Source organism: Paraburkholderia caffeinilytica, assembly GCF_046030355.1.
GTDB lineage: Bacteria > Pseudomonadota > Gammaproteobacteria > Burkholderiales > Burkholderiaceae > Paraburkholderia > Paraburkholderia caffeinilytica_B.
On record NZ_JAQQCQ010000004.1, the window covers coordinates 44,611 to 62,971 of the forward strand.

At 62.9% G+C, this 18,361-nt stretch carries 19 protein-coding genes and 1 pseudogene; 13 read left to right on the forward strand and 7 right to left on the reverse strand.

Annotated features, from left to right (window positions below):
• The first annotated feature begins 311 nt into the window (after positions 1 to 311).
• Entirely contained in the window at positions 312 to 1,943 is a 1,632-nt protein-coding gene (locus tag PQQ95_RS07170) for an oleate hydratase (RefSeq protein WP_408436265.1), read from the forward strand.
• A 178-nt stretch (positions 1,944 to 2,121) separates the two neighbouring features.
• Here the strand turns inward: PQQ95_RS07170 and PQQ95_RS07175 are convergent, their stop codons facing one another.
• Positions 2,122 to 2,634, reverse strand: coding sequence for a flavodoxin family protein (locus tag PQQ95_RS07175; RefSeq protein ID WP_408436267.1), 513 nt, complete (start codon positions 2,632 to 2,634; stop codon positions 2,122 to 2,124).
• A gap of 252 nt (positions 2,635 to 2,886) precedes the next feature.
• On the opposite strand from PQQ95_RS07175, the gene PQQ95_RS07180 reads away from it, so the two are divergent.
• The 9 genes from PQQ95_RS07180 (at position 2,887) to PQQ95_RS07220 (ending at position 9,609) form a co-directional block, all read left to right on the forward strand.
• A complete protein-coding gene (locus PQQ95_RS07180; RefSeq protein WP_408436270.1) occupies positions 2,887 to 3,723 on the forward strand; it encodes a universal stress protein in 837 nt (278 codons plus the stop codon).
• Positions 3,724 to 3,768: 45 nt separating this feature from the next.
• Positions 3,769 to 4,275 (forward strand): universal stress protein, encoded by a 507-nt coding sequence (locus PQQ95_RS07185; protein ID WP_408436273.1) that lies wholly within the window; start codon positions 3,769 to 3,771, stop codon positions 4,273 to 4,275.
• A complete protein-coding gene (locus PQQ95_RS07190; RefSeq protein ID WP_408436276.1) occupies positions 4,272 to 5,102 on the forward strand; it encodes a universal stress protein in 831 nt (276 codons plus the stop codon). Before PQQ95_RS07185 ends, PQQ95_RS07190 begins: the two co-directional genes overlap by 4 nt.
• Positions 5,103 to 5,301: 199 nt before the next feature.
• Positions 5,302 to 6,675 (forward strand): PAS domain-containing sensor histidine kinase, encoded by a 1,374-nt coding sequence (locus PQQ95_RS07195; protein ID WP_408436279.1) that lies wholly within the window; start codon positions 5,302 to 5,304, stop codon positions 6,673 to 6,675.
• Entirely contained in the window at positions 6,672 to 7,319 is a 648-nt protein-coding gene (locus PQQ95_RS07200) for a response regulator (protein WP_408436282.1), read from the forward strand. The genes PQQ95_RS07195 and PQQ95_RS07200 overlap by 4 nt, the downstream gene beginning before the upstream one ends.
• A gap of 181 nt (positions 7,320 to 7,500) precedes the next feature.
• Entirely contained in the window at positions 7,501 to 7,932 is a 432-nt protein-coding gene (locus PQQ95_RS07205; RefSeq protein WP_408436285.1) for a response regulator, read from the forward strand.
• The gene (locus tag PQQ95_RS07210) at positions 7,925 to 8,710 is read left to right on the forward strand and encodes a helix-turn-helix domain-containing protein (protein ID WP_408436288.1); all 786 of its coding nucleotides are present in this window, start codon (positions 7,925 to 7,927) and stop codon (positions 8,708 to 8,710) included. The genes PQQ95_RS07205 and PQQ95_RS07210 overlap by 8 nt, the downstream gene beginning before the upstream one ends.
• Positions 8,711 to 8,843: 133 nt before the next feature.
• A complete protein-coding gene (locus PQQ95_RS07215; RefSeq protein ID WP_408436291.1) occupies positions 8,844 to 9,185 on the forward strand; it encodes a c-type cytochrome in 342 nt (113 codons plus the stop codon).
• Positions 9,186 to 9,234: 49 nt separating this feature from the next.
• Positions 9,235 to 9,609 carry a DUF3564 domain-containing protein gene (locus PQQ95_RS07220; protein WP_408436294.1) on the forward strand — a complete coding sequence of 125 codons (375 nt, stop codon included), beginning with the start codon at positions 9,235 to 9,237 and terminating at the stop codon, positions 9,607 to 9,609.
• Here PQQ95_RS07220 and PQQ95_RS07225 read toward each other — a convergent pair.
• From PQQ95_RS07225 to PQQ95_RS07250, 6 genes are all read right to left on the reverse strand, one after another.
• Entirely contained in the window at positions 9,503 to 9,892 is a 390-nt protein-coding gene (locus PQQ95_RS07225; protein WP_408436297.1) for a thiolase family protein, read from the reverse strand. The two genes, PQQ95_RS07220 and PQQ95_RS07225, sit on opposite strands and share 107 nt — an antisense overlap.
• A gap of 125 nt (positions 9,893 to 10,017) precedes the next feature.
• Complete coding sequence (locus tag PQQ95_RS07230; protein WP_408436300.1) at positions 10,018 to 11,076, reverse strand: beta-keto acid cleavage family enzyme; 1,059 nt, start codon at positions 11,074 to 11,076, stop codon at positions 10,018 to 10,020.
• 178 nt (positions 11,077 to 11,254) lie between these two features.
• Positions 11,255 to 11,629 (reverse strand): BON domain-containing protein, encoded by a 375-nt coding sequence (locus PQQ95_RS07235; RefSeq protein WP_408436302.1) that lies wholly within the window; start codon positions 11,627 to 11,629, stop codon positions 11,255 to 11,257.
• 28 nt (positions 11,630 to 11,657) lie between these two features.
• A complete protein-coding gene (locus tag PQQ95_RS07240; RefSeq protein WP_408436305.1) occupies positions 11,658 to 12,779 on the reverse strand; it encodes a porin in 1,122 nt (373 codons plus the stop codon).
• Positions 12,780 to 12,847: 68 nt separating this feature from the next.
• The gene (locus PQQ95_RS07245; protein ID WP_408436308.1) at positions 12,848 to 14,125 is read right to left on the reverse strand and encodes an MFS transporter; all 1,278 of its coding nucleotides are present in this window, start codon (positions 14,123 to 14,125) and stop codon (positions 12,848 to 12,850) included.
• A gap of 373 nt (positions 14,126 to 14,498) precedes the next feature.
• Entirely contained in the window at positions 14,499 to 16,160 is a 1,662-nt protein-coding gene (locus tag PQQ95_RS07250) for a fatty acid--CoA ligase (RefSeq protein WP_408436311.1), read from the reverse strand.
• A 516-nt stretch (positions 16,161 to 16,676) separates the two neighbouring features.
• On the opposite strand from PQQ95_RS07250, the gene PQQ95_RS07255 reads away from it, so the two are divergent.
• The 3 genes and pseudogenes from PQQ95_RS07255 (at position 16,677) to PQQ95_RS07265 (ending at position 18,352) form a co-directional block, all read left to right on the forward strand.
• Positions 16,677 to 17,525 carry a TauD/TfdA dioxygenase family protein gene (locus tag PQQ95_RS07255; protein WP_408436314.1) on the forward strand — a complete coding sequence of 283 codons (849 nt, stop codon included), beginning with the start codon at positions 16,677 to 16,679 and terminating at the stop codon, positions 17,523 to 17,525.
• A pseudogene (locus PQQ95_RS07260) lies at positions 17,526 to 17,762 on the forward strand (hypothetical protein); the annotation flags it as partial. It lies immediately after the preceding gene.
• Positions 17,762 to 18,352: an RBBP9/YdeN family alpha/beta hydrolase gene (locus PQQ95_RS07265; protein ID WP_408436317.1), complete on the forward strand. Its 591-nt coding sequence runs from the start codon at positions 17,762 to 17,764 to the stop codon at positions 18,350 to 18,352. The pseudogene PQQ95_RS07260 and the gene PQQ95_RS07265, both read left to right, overlap by 1 nt.
• Positions 18,353 to 18,361 lie beyond the last annotated feature (9 nt).

Sequence of the window (18,361 nt, forward strand, 5' to 3'; positions counted from 1 at the left end):
TTATCGATTCAATGTAGACGCCCGCGCCCGAGCGCGCTTGACCTGTATCAAGCGCACGCCAGCGCACCGTTCTGCTGGACCGGCCCTGGCGGGGCAGCATTCAGGCGACTGCGGGTTCCCGGATCAGCGGCATGTGGCACGAGGCACTCACGACGGCCGGCATGTTTTCGTGCATGACCTTCGCTTGATCCAACTCAATCCAGATGCCGATGCCACGCGTATGTTGGACCAACGTCCGCCCCGTACGTCAGGGCGGTCCGGTCGCAGTCCGATTGCAGTCCGGTCGCGGCGAACATGAAAAGGAAAACAACGTGCAAAAATCTGACCCCACTCACGCACAGGCCCGGCTTGCGGATCTCGGCCGAGATGCGACAGAAGGCGGCAAGTTCTATCTCGTCGGCGGCGGCATCGCCTCGCTGGCGGCAGCCGCCTTCCTGATCCGCGACGGTCACGTGCGCGGCTGCGATATCACCCTTCTCGAAGCGCTCGACAAGCCGGGTGGCAGCCTGGACGGCGCGGGCAACGCGGAAAGCGGCTACGTCGTGCGTGGCGGACGCATGCTCGAGAAAAAATATTTATGCACCTACGACCTCTTCTCGTCGATTCCGACGCTGGACGACAGCAGGAGCGTGACGCAGGAAATCTTCGACTGGAACGAGACCCTCCGCACGTCCTCCAGTTCGCGGCTCGTGAGAGACGGCAAACGCGAAGATGCGCCCGCTTACGGGCTCGCCGAAAAACACTTGATGACGCTGGGCCGCCTGTCGATCGAACCGGAAATCATGCTCGGCAAAACCCGGATCGCCGATCACTTCGACGCCTCTTTCTTCGAGACCAATTTCTGGCTGATGTGGTGCACGACGTTCGCTTTCCAGCCATGGCATAGCGCCGCCGAATTCCGCCGCTATCTGCTGCGTTTCGCGCATATGTCCGCGGGCTTCAACCAGCTGCACGGCATCATGCGCACGGTCTACAACCAGTACGATTCGATGGTCCGGCCGCTCCGCCGCTGGCTGGACGAGCATGGCGTCCTGTTTCAGCCGGACACTCGCGTCACCGATCTCGTGTTCGACGAAAGCGGTGCGTTGAGCCGCGTGAGCGGCATTGTTTGCGAGCGCGCGCAGCAACGCGTCGAGGTGCCGGTCGGCGCCGCCGACAAGGTGATCGTCACGCTCGGCTCGATGACGGCGGCGTCCAGCCTGGGCGGGATGGATCGTCCCGCGCCACTGGAAACAACAGACAATACGGGCGCCTGGAGCCTGTGGAAAAACATCGCGGCCGGCCGGCCCGAATTCGGGCAGCCGTCGGTCTTCGCCGATCATATCGACGCGTCGAAGTGGCTCTCGTTCACCGTGACCCTGCGCGACCCCACGTTATTCCGGCTGATCCGCGACCTGACCGGCAATGTGCCTGGCGAAGGCGGCCTGATCACTTTTCCCGAGTCGAGCTGGCTCGCCTCGATCGTGTTGCCGCATCAGCCGCATTTCATCGGTCAGCCTGCGGACGTGCAGGTGTTCTGGGGGTACGGCTTGCGCGTCGACGAGCCTGGGAATTTCGTCGGCAAACCGATGTCCGCCTGCACCGGCCGTGAAATCCTCACAGAGCTTTTCGGTCATTTGAGGGTGGAGGCCGAAGCGTCCCGAATCCTCGAGCACGCCAACTGCATTCCGTGCATGATGCCGTTCATCACGAGCCAGTTCCTGCCGCGCCTCCGCGGCGATCGGCCCGCCGTGGTGCCCGATGGCTGGCGCAACCTCGCCTTCATCGGGCAATTCTGCGAGTTGCCCGACGACGTCGTGTTCACCGTCGAATACTCGGTGCGCTCAGCGCAGAACGCCGTCTATGCGCTGCTCGGGCTGGATAAGACCGCACCGGATGTCTACAAGGGACAGCATGATCCTCGGGTCGTCTACAAGGCGTTTTCGGCGCTGCGGGATCACTAGCCGGCTAGCGTCAGTAGCCAGCGATTTGCCGGGCGGCAAGAAAGTCGCCGTCCGGCAGCGGGACGATGTGTGTTCACGGCAAACTGGTCGCGGGTCGTGAACGCGCCAGATCGCTGCTCTGACGATAGCCTTTGCGGAAACACGAATGATGTTGCCGACGCGCTACCGCCTCGGTCAATCAGCACATCCAGGCAAGCTCACTCGACCGGGCAAGATGCCGCTTCAATCCGCCGACGAAGGCGGCAAGCGCCGCATGCGCATCCTCATGCGCCGCAGCCGCTTTGACTTTGCATGAGGCGACGGCGGGTTTGCCCGCGAGTTCACCCATCTCGCGCAGCGCCTTATCGGCGCCGCGTCCGCCGAAGCTGCAAAAAAATGCCACGTGCGGAAGCTGCGCACGGTTCTCGATCAGATAGGAACGCACCGGAGCCGACACCGAACTGGCCCACACCGGCGACCCGATCACGACGAGGTCGTACTTCGACACGCTCAATCCAGCCGGAACGATCTCCACGGGGCGCCGGCGGATCGCATCGGCCAGCGAGCGCAGATAGCCGCTCGGACCTTCGCGATCGCTGCAGTCGCAGATCTCTTCGAGATCGGCGGCCAGCATTCTGGCAAGCACCGACGCAAGCAGTCGCGTGGTCCCGGTGCGCGAAAAATAGACGACGAGAATTTTCGCTTCGGGCATTTCAACCTCCATACCGCACGTTGTTGTGCATCCGCATGCGGGATTCGCAGTGCATGCCACGAGCATAGGTGCGGCGGCGGCAGCGCTCATGATCCATATCAAGCGCCGCGCTTCGTCAGCGAGCGTCGGCGTCGATCGGCCGGCACCGCACCGTTGATCTGAATCAATGCCGCGGACTCGCCGGCCCATAGACTCAGATCACGCGTTCGTGCGCCCCGCATCTGCCCATTCACTTACTGATGGAGTTGAGCAATGAGCTACAAAACTATCGTCGTTCACCTGGACACGAGCCAGCGCGCGCATCCGCGGCTCGAAATGGCGCTGCGCCTCGCGAAGCACTTCGGCGCCCACCTGACCGGCGTATTTGCCGTGTTCACGCCCGATGCCCGCTCGCTATACGTGATGTCCGGAACCGCCGACTACTACGCGGCGAATGAGCAGTTGCGCGCCGAGCGGCGCGGCGCGCTCGAACGCCTCTTTCATGCGGAATTGAGCCGCGCCGAGGTCGCGGGCGAGTGGATCGCCGTCGATCAGCCCGCCAGCCTCGCCGTGCCGCATCGCGGACGCTACGCCGATCTGATCATTGCCGGTCAGGATGACCCGCATGATCCGGAGTCGTACGTCGGCGACTATTTCCCCGAAAACCTCGTCATGTCCGCCGGCCGTCCGGTGCTGCTGGTGCCGCATGCCACCAGCGTCGTTTCACCCGGCGGCCACGTGATGGTCTGCTGGGACGGCAGCCGCGAAGCCACCCGCGCGGTGCACGATGCGCTGCCGTTCATGCACACAGCCCGGCTCACCACGATCGTGGCGGTCAACGGTGCACGCGGCGAAGCGCGTCTGCGCATACCAGGCGCCGACATCGCGACGGTGATCGCGCGGCACGGCATCCGTGTCGAGATCAAGGACGTCCAGGCGGGCGCCGGGGCATCGGTCGGCGACACCCTGTTATCGGAAGCGGCCGATCTTGGCGCGGACCTGCTCGTGATGGGTGCCTATGGCCACGCGCGCTGGCAGGAACTGGTGATGGGCGGTGCAACCCGCACGCTGCTTCAGTCGATGACCGTGCCGGTGCTGATGTCGCATTGACCACGCCGGCGTCCTTACGGCACCGGCCTCTTTCAGGAGAACACGATGTACCAGCAGATTCTGGTCGCAGTCGATGGCAGCGAAACGTCGCTGCGCGCACTCGACGCAGCCTTGCAACTGGCGCACGACGCCGGCGCGCAAGTACAGCCGCTGTTCGTGGTGGACGTTCCGGTCATGGCCTATGACGTGCCCGCCTACGACCCGTCCTACGTTCGCGACGCGCTTCTCGAAGAAGGCAGGCATGTGAGCGACGACGCGGTCGCGCGCATGCGCCGCGCCGGGGTAGCAGGCACACCGCGCGTCATCGAGGCGGATCCGGTTACCGACGACGTCGCGCATTGCATCCGGCGCGCCGCCGCCGACTTCAAAGCCGACGTGGTGGTGATGGGCACCCACGGCCGGCGCGGCTTCCGGCGGATGGTGCTCGGCAGCGTCGCCGAACATTTTCTGCGCATCGCAGAGTGTCCTGTGTTGATGATCCCCGCCCGCTGCGCTCAACCCGCTACGAGCGAAACAACGCCGGCATCCGAAACCGCCAAGGAACCGTCATGAGCTGCAAAACCCTGCTGGTGCATCTGGACGACAGCCCCTATAGCGCCGCGCGCACCGAATTCGCGTTGGAACTGGCCCGCCGCTACGAAGCGCATCTGATCGGCTTGTACGTGGTATGTCAGGATCCGACGCCGCCGCTCTTTCTACACGGTGAAGGCGTCTGGGCCGCCGCGCACGAAGCGCAGCGCGACATCGCGCGGGAGAACGCACAAGCGCGCTTCCTCGCGGCCGGCGAGCGGGCCGGCATCAGCGTGGAATGGCGCGCACCGGCGGGGCCGGCGGTCGAGACGGCCGTTCTGCACGCTCGCCACGCCGACCTGCTCATTCTCGGCCAGTACGATCCGGAAGAGCCTTCGTCGTATATCGACCGCCACTTTATCGACGACGTAGTCATGAGTTCAGGCCGCCCGGCTGTCGTATTGCCCTACGCCGGCGCCGTCCGTTCGTTTGCGGAAAGTGTGCTGATTGCGTGGGACGGCAGCCGCGAGAGCGCCCGGGCCATGGCTGATGCCCTGCCGGTCATCAAAGCCGCGAAATTCGTCACCGTGGCGACGGTGCAGCGCCATCCGTCCGACGGCAAGCCGACTGGCCTCGACGTCGCCGCGTGGCTGGAGCGGCACGGCATCCAGGCAGGCTTCGCGGACACCGCCCTGCCGGCAGGCGGCATCTCGACCGGAATCCTGCTCCTGAACATGCTCACTGACCTTCATATCGATCTGCTGGTAATGGGCGCATACGGTCACACGCGCATTCAGGAGAGGCTCCTTGGCGGCGTCACACAAACAATGCTTCAGTCGATGACGGTTCCGGTACTGATGTCGCACTAACCCGAGTCGATAGACTTCGCCATCGATCGATGGCCGCTGGCATGATCCGTGCAAATCGCGCAAAATGGGCGGCGCGTGCACTGTGACGACCGGCGTAGAAATTGAATGCGACCGGGCGGACAACACTGTGGCACTCGTGATCTACCCCGGAGCCGCCATCGGCCCGTGCCGTGGATCGTCTTTCTTCCCAGAGGCGCCCATGCCCCCTCACGGTAAAACGCCCTTTACTGCCGGCTCCTCGTTGCAAGCGCGAATCGCGGCGCTCGTGCGGCGCCCCCTGCTTGTCGGGGCACTCGCCTTGGTTGTCGCGCTCGCGCTGGCGCTCGAAATATGGCGCTGGTCGGTGGACCTGTCGCTGCGCGAAGCTCCCGTCAGGGAAAACAGCCTGCTGCTGGCATGCCTCGCTGCCGCCTGTCTCTTCGCCGTCGCGGCCTTCCTGGCCGTCCGGACACGCGGCGCCGCCAGCGCCACGGACGCGGCGCGCAACCTCTCGAGCGCCAACGAGGCACGCCTGATGGGGATCATCCGCTCGTCGATGGAAGCCATCATTACCGTCGACGAACGGCAGAACATCATCATCTTCAATCCCATGGCCGAACACGTGTTCGGCTGCAGTGCGGCGGAAGCGCTCGGCGCCTCGCTCTCGCGCTTCATTCCGGAACGTTTTCGCGCAACGCACGCGCAACATGTCGAACAGTTCGGCGTAACGGGAGTGTCCGAGCGGCAGATGGGCAAACAGCAACGCGTGCTGTTCGGCTTGCGCAGCAACGGCGAGGAATTTCCGATCGAAGCGTCGATTTCCCAGGTTCGCGACGGCGACAGCAAACTTTATACGGTCATGCTGCGTGACATCACGGAGCGCGTCAAAGCGGAGAACGCCCAGCGTAAAACACGCGAGGAGTTGCGCGAACTCTCGGCCAATCTGCAGAAGGTTCGCGAGGAGGAAAAGACCCGCATTGCCCGCGAATTGCACGACGATCTCGGGCAGCAGTTGACCGCACTGAAAATGGACCTTTCCGCCGTCGAACAGGCGCTCGAATCCACGGCCGAACCTGAGCTGCTGCGGCAATTGCGGGGTATGCGTCGACTGATCGACGCCACTGTCGCGTCGGTACGCCGCATCGCCGCCGACCTGCGCCCGGTCATGCTCGACGACCTCGGTCTGATTCCGGCGATCGAATGGCTCGCCAACGATTTCACGAACCGCTACGGCATCGACGTGGAACGCGACATCGAAGTCGGCGACGTGCATTTCGCGCCGGCAGGCGCGACCACGCTGTTCCGTATTGTCCAGGAAGCGCTGACCAATGTCGCCCGCCACGCCGAGGCAACGGTCGTCGAACTCACCGTGCGGATCGAAGCCGGCGCCTGCGTCGTACAGGTCGCGGACAACGGCCGCGGGGCCACTGCATCGACGCCGTCGGCCGAAAAATCCTTTGGCTTGCTCGGCATTCGCGAACGTGCGTACATGCTGGGCGGCACAGTCGAAATTCATACTTCCAACGGCAAAGGCTTCGCGCTGATCGTCACGCTTCCAGTGGCGACCGTGCAACAGCAGGAGACGCAAACATGATTCGAGTGCTGATTGCCGACGACCACGCGCTCGTGCGCGATGGTCTGCGACATATCCTGCAGAACGCCAAGGGCTTCGAGGTGGTCGGTGAAGCCAACGATGGCGTCAGCACGATTGCGTTGGCGCGCTCGCATCCGGCCAATGTGCTCGTACTGGATCTGTCGATGCCGGGGCGCAACGGTGTCGAGTTGATCAAACAACTCAAGGAAGAACTGCCGGCGCTGCGCATTCTCGTGCTCACCATGCATGCGGAGCAGCAGTACGCCGTGCGTGCCTTCAAGGCCGGCGCCTCGGGCTATCTCACCAAGGAAAGCGCCAGCGCGGAGTTGGTCACGGCGGTCAGCAAGGTGGCCGCTGGCGGCGTCTATGTCAGCCTGGCGATGGCTGAACGCTTTGCACAGAGCCTGAACGAACCTGCCGACACGCTGCCCCATCAGCGCCTGTCCGATCGCGAATTCGACGTATTTCGCCGCGTCGCCGCAGGGCAAACGCTCACCGAGATTGCCGCCGAATTGTGTGTCAGCAGCAAGACGGTGAGCACCTATAAAACCCGCATCCTCGAAAAAATGCAGATGCCGCACGAAGCCGCGCTGGTGCGCTACGCGCTGCGCCACAAGCTGCTTGGGGAAGACGAGGATATCTAGCGCAGTCGCACCCCTTCTGTCGCGGCACCCATTCCGCTGTCATTGCTTTCGCCGCGTCGGCGGCCTCTATACCTTCGCGAAGCGCGTGTAGGAAATTCCCTACACCCGCTTCGCGCTTGCCTACCTGAAGCTCGTTCGCTGCCGATTTTATTTCGAGATAGCGCGGACGATACTTCGAGCCATGAACTCAAGCCCCTCACTGCCAGCCTTGCGCGTGTTCCTTGTCGAGGACACGATTTCGATCCGCAAACGCATGGCGGCGCGCTTTACGGCGATCGAAGGTGTCGAGATCGTGGGTGTTGCCGAGGAACCCGGCCCCGCCCTCGACGGCATCGGCATGACCGACGCCGACGTCGTGGTCATGGATCTGCATCTGACCGCCGGCACCGGCATGGACCTGCTGCGCGCGCTCGCGCAAAGCCGGTCTCCGGTCATCACGATCGTGCTGACGAATCATTCGGGCACCGGGTTCCGCCAAGCGTGCGTCGCGCATGGCGCACAGTATTTCTTCGACAAAACAAGCGAATTCGATCTTGCCTGTAACACGATCAAGCGGATTGCCCACGAGCACTGCGCACGTGGCCTCCATTATCCTGGAGCACATCATGTCTGACGTTGCCGACTATTCCGAAACCCTGCCCCTCATCGTGCAAGCGCCTCAGTCCTCGCCGAGGACCGCGTCACCGGAGACGCCCGCACCGAAACGCGCCGGCGCCAATTGCTCGAGTTGCGCGATGAACGCCTTCTGCATGCCGGAAGGTCTGACGCCGGCCGAGACCGAACGGATCGAGGCGCTGATATGCCCTTCGCGCACGATCAAAAGCGGTGAATCGCTGTTCCGTGCGGGCGACTCATTCCAGAGCATCTACGCTGTTCGCGCCGGCTCCTTCAAAACGGTCGTGATGCATCGTGACGGCCGCGAACACGTGACGGGTTTTCATCTGGCCGGCGATGTGCTCGGCCTCGACGGCATCTGTTCAGGTCGGCATAGCTGCGATGCGCTCGCCATCGAAGACAGCAAGGTCTGCATCATCCCGTTCCACCTTCTCGAAGCCATGTGCCGCGATGTCAAAGCGGTACAGCAGCATGTGCATCGACTGATGGGCAGCGAGATCGTGCGCGAGGCAACCCTGATGATGCTGCTCGGCACGATGTCCGCCGACCAGCGGGTCGCGACGTTTCTGCTGAATATGTCGGGCAAGCTCAAGTCGCGCGGCTACTCGCCGGCCGAGTTTCATCTACGCATGACGCGTGAGGAGATCGGCAGCTACCTCGGTCTGAAACTCGAAACCGTCAGCCGCATGTTGTCGAAGTTCCAGAAAGACGGTCTGGTCGATACGCATGGCAAGCAGATCAGAATTCTGGATATGGAGGGTCTCGCCCGCGTGTAGTGCGTGTAATGCGGGCATGACAGACCTCGGCCTTCAACCAGATTCATCTTCGCGAAAGCCGATTGACTTGAGTCAATCGCAACGGCGTCCTCCACCCTAAACTGGCCTTGGAGCCTCTCGTGGAGTGTGTGTCGTGAATGCCGCGTCCTCGCAATTTTTTGCCGCAAACCTGCTTGTCGTGTTGCTGACAGCACATGGCGCAGCGCTCGCGCAGTCCGAGCCGACCGCGCTGGTCGATCAGCAACATTGCATGTTCTGCCACACCCGCGACGCGCCCTTCCTCGCGCCTTCATTCCAGCAGATCGCGGAACGCTATCGCGACGTGCCGGGCGCTCAGGCGATGCTCGAACACAAACTGCGTGTCGGCGGCAAAGCGCATTGGGGCGACACGGCCATGCCGCTGCCACCGGACCGCGGTGGCCCGATCACCCGGGACGACGCCCATATCCTGATCCAGTGGGTGCTGAGCCAGTGAACCGGCTCACCGCAAGTTGCAGATGCACGTGTTACACAAGGAGAAACTCATGCGCCTCACCATCCACCTGGACACTTTCGACCGTGTCAATCCAATGGCGTTTGTCATCCTCTGGCTCGATAAGGAAAAGCGTCAATGGTCGCGTGAAGGGCACCTGGGGCTCGAACTGCCCGAGTGGGGCACGCTGCACGTCGACTGTGGCAACACGCTCGTGTGCGGCCCGCATGATTCAATACCCGCCTGCGTACTCGAAGGGCTCGATCTCAACGCGCCCGACGGTCCGTTCGAAGGAGAGACCGGGCGTGCACAATGGTGCGCTAACGAAGGCCGCACGCTGATGAGCGGTCACTGGCACGTGCAATGTGTGGACACCGAGTGCGTGGATCCCGAGAACGGTATTTTTGCGGGCGACGAGACCCGGTGAACGGTGTCTGAGCCATCACGAAGACAACGCGTGGCATGATCAACACTGCCGCGGGAAGAGTCCTGACGAGCGTCTCCATCGTCGTGCCAGCCTTCACGTGTTCGTCGGTGGCGAATATCACTTCACCCTTCTTCGTCTGTTTGACGATACGGACGATCTGAGATTTTAAGCGCCCTTCGACGATCGTTTGCGCCGCCCAGCGGGGCGACTCCACCATCAGCGCGTCCTGCTGCTCGCGCGTAATGCCCCATTTGGTCACCAGGTTCTCAGCCGTGATACCCATGTGGCCCACACCGGACGGGTCACGAGTGACTCTCCTTGCGACCGAATGATGAAAGTCAACCCGCCGTCGGTCCGGCGCATCACCTGGGGCGCGCGCCTCCGTCAAACCGACCTGCGCTCAACAATTCACCCGGCCTTGCGCAGAAAGCCCTGATTGCCACCGTTACGGTTGGGCGCGAAACCGTTGGCCAGCAAAGTCTCTTCCACCGTGTCGTAGAACACCCCGATCTTGCTGATCGCGCGCGCCTGCTGGGCCGTGGCCACCTCGCGGCCGAACTCGCGCGAGATGCGCACCAGTTGCTCGATCTGCTCGACCGTGCTCATCCTCTTCGTGCGCGCCTGGTTCCACAGGTTGTCCTCGATTCCGCAGCGCACGTGCAGCCCCATTGCAATGCCCATCATATTGACCGGCAGCACGTTGCGCATCGAACTCTCCACTGTCAGCACCGCGCCGTCCGGCACGGCGCGCACGAAGTTGGCGAGGTTGTAGATATTCGGTGCGTCCATGCCGCCACCGATAGCCACCCAGTTCATGACCAGCGGACCCTTGTAGATGCCGCGCCGGATCAGCCGCTCCACCGATTCGAAGCTGTTGATGTTGTAGCACTGGAAGGCGCTCTGGATGCCCGCTTCGTTCAGGCGCCGGATGTGTTCCTCGGCCCAGCCGGGCTGCGCCGGCACCGTCATCTCCTTGTAGGCGTTGTAGACCTCGGGGTCTTCCATCGAAGTTCCCTTGACGTCAGCATCCTCCCAGTGTTCCACGACATTCATCTGCGAGGTATTGATCGTCACCGTGACCTGGTCGGGTTTGGGATCGAGTTCGGCCAGCATGTGGCGCGTGTCGTCGGATAGCCACTTGGCCGCGGCCCCTTCGGTTTCCGGTGCGAAGCTGATCGAGCCGCCCACCTGGATGACCATCTCCGGTACCGCATTGCGCACGCCGGCGATCAGCTCGTTGAACTTCGAGAGGCGCTTGCTGCCCTTGCCGTCGAGTTCACGTACATGCAGATGCAGCACCGTAGCACCAGCGTTGTAGCAGTCCACGGCCTTCTGGATCTGCTGCTCCATCGTGACGGGAATATCCTCGGGAAAGTCGGAGGGCACCCACGATGGTGCATAGGGCGCGGCTGTGATAACCAGGGGTTGCTGGTTTTCGGGGTAAAGCGAACCGTCGAGAAAGTTCATGTCATGTCTCCAAAGGCAGGTTGGGAATAAGAAAAAATCGGGGAATGGAATTGATGAGCCCGGCACTCAATACGGCGTGTCGCAGATGATTCCCGCGCGTTCCGTATTGCGATGACATCGTGAGTAGTCCATCACTGTGTCATGCTGCGTGCCGGGGTTGTGACAGATGCACGCCGCCCTACTGGCCAAACGGCTTCTGCACCGTGATCCTGCTGGTCACCGAGGTCACGCCCTCGACGCTCTTCGCGACCTCGGCCACGGTATTGATCTGCGACGCGTCCGGAACCGTGCCGCTGAGCATCACCGCGCCGCCTTTCGCCGCGATGCCGATGTTGCCCGCGTCGATCTCCTTGTGCTTCGCCAGCGCCGCGTACACCTTGCGCCGCAGCGCCCGATTCGCCTGCCGCGCAGCTTTGGCCGTCGTGCCGCCGGACGCCGTGACCGCCGCGCCGGCCGAAGCCGCTGTCGACGCACCGTCCTGCGACCACGCGCCGATCGACGCCACCGCGATCGCAACACCCAGTGCCACCCTGAGTCCATCTATCGTTTTCATCGTTGTTCTCCGTTTCGATTGCCATTCATCAGAAGCTGTGACGCAGCCCGAGCATCGCGGCCGTAGTCGACACGCCCGGCGCGACCGGCTCGCCGTAGGTGATCGTCTGGTTCATCGTTCCGCGGTTCGCGACATAACCAACCTGCGCGTAGACCGTCGTGCGCTTCGACAGGCTGTATTCCGCGCCCACCGCGTATTCACTCGAATGGTTCGCCGAATTGTTGCGGTCCTTCAGGTAGTAGAAGCCGGACGTGATCCGGAAAAAAGGGCTGAACTGGTAGCCGAGACCGCCGGAAATCATTTCGTAGTCCGCGAGTTTTGTATTCGACGGATTCCTGCCGATCCCGTACGACGCCGACACCGATATGCCGCGGAACGTGTACTTCGCGCCGAAATAGTAGAGCCGGTTATTGTCGAGACCGGTCGGTGCGGCCGCCGCGAGGTTCGTGTCGTGAGCGTTGTAGTAGACCGCGGACAGATTGAGGCCGTAGTTCGAATACTTGAGCACCGCCGATTCGCGCGTGCCGCCCTGAATCTGGCCCGGCACGCCGCCCGGCGCGTACTCGAGCGCCGCCGACACACCGTAAAACTTCGGCGACTGATAGACGAGCGCGTTGCCGTCGTACAGCGCGCCAAGCGGCACGTTCGTGTTCGTCCCGGGCCAGCCGGCGACCTGATTCAGCCCGAGCCATGCGCTCAGGATGCTGCCGAAGTACTGCGCCCCGCGCACGTCCGTATCGGCCATCGCGTAGATCATCGGCGTGAACTGTTGCCCGGCGTCGAACGAGCCGAACGGCCCGGAAAGGCCGACCGTCGCCTGCTGGTTGAACACGGCGGTACCGCCCGTCGTATTAGCGAGCCCGAGCTTGCCGCTGCCGCTGTTGAACACCCCCTGCAGCCTGAAGTTGACCCGGTAGCCGCCGCCGATGTCCTCGGTCCCCTTGATACCCCAGAAGCTCGAATAGATACCGGCGTCCTTGTAGCCGAACAGGTGCCCGTTGTTACGCGCGGTCGGCGAGAACGACGACGCCGATGTGCTCTGATAGATGAGGCCCGAATCGATCGCGCCGTACAACGTGACCGACGACTGCGCATGGGCCGCGCCGGCGAATACCGCGAGTACCGCTACACCACTCCACTTCAGCTTCATTGACGTCTCCTCCGTTTTTTATGGTGACCGGGCGAGCCCGGCCGGATACCTGCACATATCGGAATCAATCAGCCTTTATCGCGCGGCGACGCGGCCCGGAGCAGATCGCCCGGGTAGTACCGCTGGCCGATCATGAACAGCAGCGCCGCGCCGACCGCCGCGAACGGAATCAATTGCAGCGCCGCGTGCAGGCCAATCCGGTCCGCGATCAAACCCGTGACGATCGGACCCGAAGCCAGGCCAAGCAGATTGTTCGCGAGCGACCAGACCGCCATCGCGGTCGCGTGAATGGACGGCGGCGTCAAATCGGCGACCATCGCACCCGACGGCCCGACAGCGCCCGCCGCGAGGAACATGCCGACGCCGATCAGCACGAGTTGCAACTGCCCCGGCGGCAGTCGGAATGCGACCGCGAGCGACACGAACGAACCCAGGCAGTACGCGATCGCGACCGTCCATTTGCGCGACGCGCGGCGCCGGCTCATGCGATCGGTCAGAATTCCGCAGACGATCATCCCGACGCCTGTCGTCAATACGAACACCGCGGCGAGCACGCTCGCGCGATCGACGTGCAGCCCGTAGTAGCGACCGAGAAAGCTTGGCAGCCACGCATAGAGCGCGCCCGGGATGATCAGTTGCAGGCCACAGCCGACGTAGGCGTAGACGATCGACTTCGATGCGAACAGTGCCGGCCCGAGGCTCTTCAGCGTGATTCTCGGCCGCGCGTTGCGCAACGCCGCGAGCGCGGCGACGTCGCCACCGGGCGCGAGGCGCCGCTCGGTTACAACGATCCGATAAAGGCCGGCGAGCACGAGCCCGAAGATCGCCATCGTCGCGAACGACCAGCGCCAGCCAAAGTGCGCGGCGACGATCCCGCTCAGCGCCATCCCGAGCATCGAGCCGAACGCGCCGCCGGCGAGGAACGAGCCGGACAGCGTCGCGCGCAGATGCGCAGGAAACACGCTCAACACGACGGCGAGCCCAACGCTGCCGTACGCGGCCTCGCCGACGCCGACGAAAAAGCGGGCGACGAACATCTCACCGTAGTTCGCGGATACCGCGCAACCGAGCGTCGCGACACTCCAGAGCACCGCCATCAGAATCAGGCTGCGTACGCGCCCCCAGCGGTCGGCAAGCAACGACAGCGGGAACGTCAGCACGCCCACCATCACCGAGACGATGCTGCTCAGCGAGCCGAGCCGCGTATCGCTCAGCAGCCATTGCGCCTTCAGCAACGGGAAAACCGCATTGAGCACCTGCCTCGACATGTAGTCCGCGAGCAGCAAACCAAAGGTCAGCGCGAAGACACCCCATGCATAACCACGGGATACGGTTGGTGCGGGCATGAGGGTACTTCCCATGGCCGCGGTCGCTTGCATTCCCACTTTCGTCTCCTTGATTTTTATCGCGAGGCGGTTGCACTCGTATCAGGTGCCGCATGCGCCACCCGATGGCGGCGCCAGCGGCGTTAGTTTCGAGCACCGTCGCACTGGTCACACATCACTTCTGTAGTACTACTTTGTTAATTACGCGGTTTCACTGCGACTAGCGCATACCTGCCCGAGTCGGGTTCCGCACACAAGGCGAACACGCCACCGCCAACGGCGACCGCCTTTCCGTCAAGCAGGCATTCTCCTTCGCACACAGCATTGGCATCGCCGCGACCACCTCGTCAGGCGTGCGGGCCTGCAGGCACGCGCCGCACTGCGCCCCAAAGGATCAACCCGCCCATCGGCGTATTGCCTTCTTGTCGATCTTGCCGACACTCGTCTTCGGTATTTCGGTCACAAACGAAATCCGGCTTTCTTCCGGCACCGCATACCGGCTGATACGTTTAGCCGTGACATGCCGAAGCAGGTGCTGGCGAACGTCGTCGGCGCTGAGCGCTTTGCCTTCCTTGCGCACGAGCACGGCCATTGGACGTTCCCCCCATTTGTCGTCCCTGACACCGACCACCGCACATTCCTGTACGCCCGGCAGTTCCCCGATCAACCCCTCGATCTCGATCGACGAAATCCATTCCCCACCGGTCTTGATCACGTCCTTGATGCGATCCACAATCTGCACATAACCGTCCGCCATCATGACCGCCACGTCCTGCGTATGCAGGTAGCCGCCGCTCCAGAGCGCCTCGGAGGCCTCGGGCTGATTGTGATAACCGAGCGTGAGGAACGGAGCGCGCAGCACGATTTCTCCGGCCGTCTTGCCATCGCGCGGCACGTCCCGCATGTCGGCATCGACTACGCGGAGTTCCACCATCGGCAACGGTCGCCCCGTCATGCAACGCTTGTTTATGGCCTCATCCTGATCGGCCGGGGCGCCATCTGGAGGAAACTGCGAGAGCGCCACCATCGGCCCCGTCTCCGACATTCCATAGCCCGTGAATACGTCGATACCATGCTCGACAGCAGCCCGGCACAACCCGGGCGGCAGCGCAGCGCCCCCCGTGACGATCTTCCAGCCACGCAGATCGTGGCCTTCGCGGTCGGCGGCATCGAGCATCATCTGCAGGATGGTGGGGACGCAATGCGAGAACGTCACCTTCTCGTTCTTTTTGAGTTCCAGCAATACCTCAGGTACATAGCGTCCAGGCAACACGATACGCAGCCCAAGCAGCACGGCGACATACGGCACACCCCATGCGAGCACATGAAACATGGGCGTGATCGGCATGTAAACGTCTTCGCGGTGCAGTCGCTGTCCATCCCGCGGCGAACACAAGCTCGTCGCGCTCGTCAACGCGTGCAGCACGATTTGCCGGTGGCTGTAGAAAACGCCTTTCGGGTCGCCCGTGGTACCGGTGGTATAGAACAGCGCCGCGCGCGTATTCTCGTCGAACTCGGGAAAGGCGAATTCCGGCGATGCCTGTGCGAGGAGCGCCTCGTACTCGCCAGCGACAGGCAAGGTAGTCGATGTCAACGGGTTGCCGTCGGACAGCACCACCACCTGGCGTACGTATTCCAGCTCCGCCTGGATCTGTTCGAGAACCGGCAGGAAATCCGCGTGCACGAGCACCACTTCGGCCTTCGAGTCGTTCAGCGCATAGGCGATCTGCTGAGGCGACGTGCGTACATTGACGGTAAATAGCGTCGCACCCATCATTGGGATCGCGAAGTAGCTTTCGAGGTACCGGTGACTGCACCAGTCCATCACGGCAACGGTGTCGCCATGCAGCACGTCCAGTGACTCGAGCACGGATGCGAGTTGTCCGATGCGCCCGCGCAGGTCGGCGAACGTATAGCGCAGCTTGCCGCGGTAAGTGATCTCCTGACCGGCGCTCAAGCTTTGCGAATTCAGCAGCAGTTGCTTGATGAGCAGCGGATAAGCATAGGAAGACGGGGTCGGGACAATCAAGTTGTCGTGCGTATCAGTCGCTGGCACGGGGAACTCCCTCGTATCGAAACCGGCGCAGCAACGTGCCGCGTCATTGTGCAAAGCATACTGAACACGGCCGATCGATTCCCCTCTCTCGCCGAGGGGGAGGGTTACCGAGCATTTGGGCCTGCTGTGCCACCTACGCGGCAGGGTCAAAGTATGGTCTGAGGAACTCAGCCGCGCGTGCGGTATTGGACTATCGGCAAAGGCACGCCTTGCCTTACAAGCCGCGCATTCGGCGCAACGATGATTCGAGTGCGGGTGGACGCCCCTCCTGCCGCGGGAGGGGCCAACAATGATTTCCCGCACTACTATATCTCTCGAGCCATTCCCTCTGAGGAGTCGCGCATAGCATTCGAATTGCCCGGCCAGACTGGACAATTTCGCGTGCGACAGGGCACGCCGCCGTATGCGCGCATGCGCCCAGTCCATGCGCCCTTGCTCCGCCTTGCGGCAATGCGGAAACGGCGCCGGCTCTTCGGAATGAAAGACTGACTGGGTTACAGGAGACAGGAAAACAAAATGAACGTGGAACCGCTGACATGCGCTATCGGCGCTGAATTGATCAACGTGAATCTGGCCGATGCGATCCACGACGACGGCCTGTTCGCCGAGATCCGGACTGCACTGCTGAAGCACCGCGTGGTGTTCCTGCGCAATCAGGACATCACCCGCGATGAGCATGTAGCCTTTGCCCGGCGCTTCGGCGAACTCGAAGACCATCCAGTCGCCGGCAGCGATCCCGATCATCCGGGACTCGTGCGCATCTACAAGACGCCCGACCAGCCGAACGACCGCTACGAAAACGCATGGCACTCCGACGCCACCTGGCGCGTGGCGCCGCAGTTCGGCGCGGTACTACGCTGCGTGGAATGCCCGCCAGTGGGCGGCGACACGATGTGGGCAAACATGGTGCTCGCTTACGAGAAGCTGCCCGAGCACATCAAGATGCAGATCGCCGAATTGCGCGCGCGCCACAGCATCGAGGCAAGCTTCGGCGCAGCCATGCCGATCGAAAAACGGCTGGCCCTGAAAGCGCAATATCCGGATGCCGAACATCCTGTGGTTCGCACACACCCGGAGACCGGCGAGAAGGTGCTGTTCGTCAACGGCTTCACGACGCACTTTACGAACTATCACACGCCTGAGCGGGTGCGCTATGGCCAGGACCACACGCAAGGCAGTGCGGGCCTGCTTCAGTATCTGATCAGCCAGGCGCAGATTCCCGAGTATCAGGTGCGCTGGCGCTGGAAGAAAAACAGCATCGCGATCTGGGATAACCGCAGCACGCAGCACTACGCAGTCATGGACTACCCGCCTTGCCACCGCAAGATGGAACGCGCGGGAATCGTCGGCGACACGCCGTACTGACTGACGCTCGCCGATAAACTGCCCGGCCTCGCGTCCGCTGCCATCCTCAACGGGCTCATTGCGGACAGGATCGGCCTGCTCGGCGCGTTGCAGATCATTCCGTTCGCCATCTTCGCCGCCGCTCTGGCATTCCTGCCCGGCAAGCGAAACTATGCGGACGGCCTGCTGCGGTTGAATACACAGCGCGGGCAAGCCGCAAGCCGCGACCTGACCGCTATTTTCACGGAGTCAAACTGATGACCGTTGCAACACCGACAATTCTGATCGTGCCCGGGCTGCGCGACCACGTCGCCGACCATTGGCAAACGCGGCTTGAAAACGCGCTGCCTGGTTCGCGCTCGGTAGCGCCTCTCGAACGCGACAAGTTGAGCTGCGCAGCGCGGGTCGCAGCGCTCGATTCCGCACTTGCCCGTATCGAAGGTCCCGTCGTGCTCGTCGCGCACAGCGCCGGCGTCATGATCGTCGTTCACTGGGCTCAATGCCATCGACGCGAGATCGCTGGAGCGTTGCTGGCGACGCCGCCGGATTTCGAAGCGCCGATGCCGGACGGCTATCCCACCCGGGAAACGTTGCAGCAAAACGGCTGGCTCCCGACACCGCGTGCGAAGTTGCCCTTCCCGAGCATTGTCGCCGCCAGCACGAACGACCCGTTAGCGAGACTCGACCGCGTTACCGAACTCGCCAATGACTGGGGAAGCCAACTGGTCAACCTCGGCGCAGTCGGTCATCTGAACCCGGCGGCAGGTTACGGCGAATGGCCGCGCGCACAGGACTTTATCGCCGAACTTACCGGCGCTTTGCATAGTGAAGCGCCCCGCCGCGGCTGAGCCAGCCGA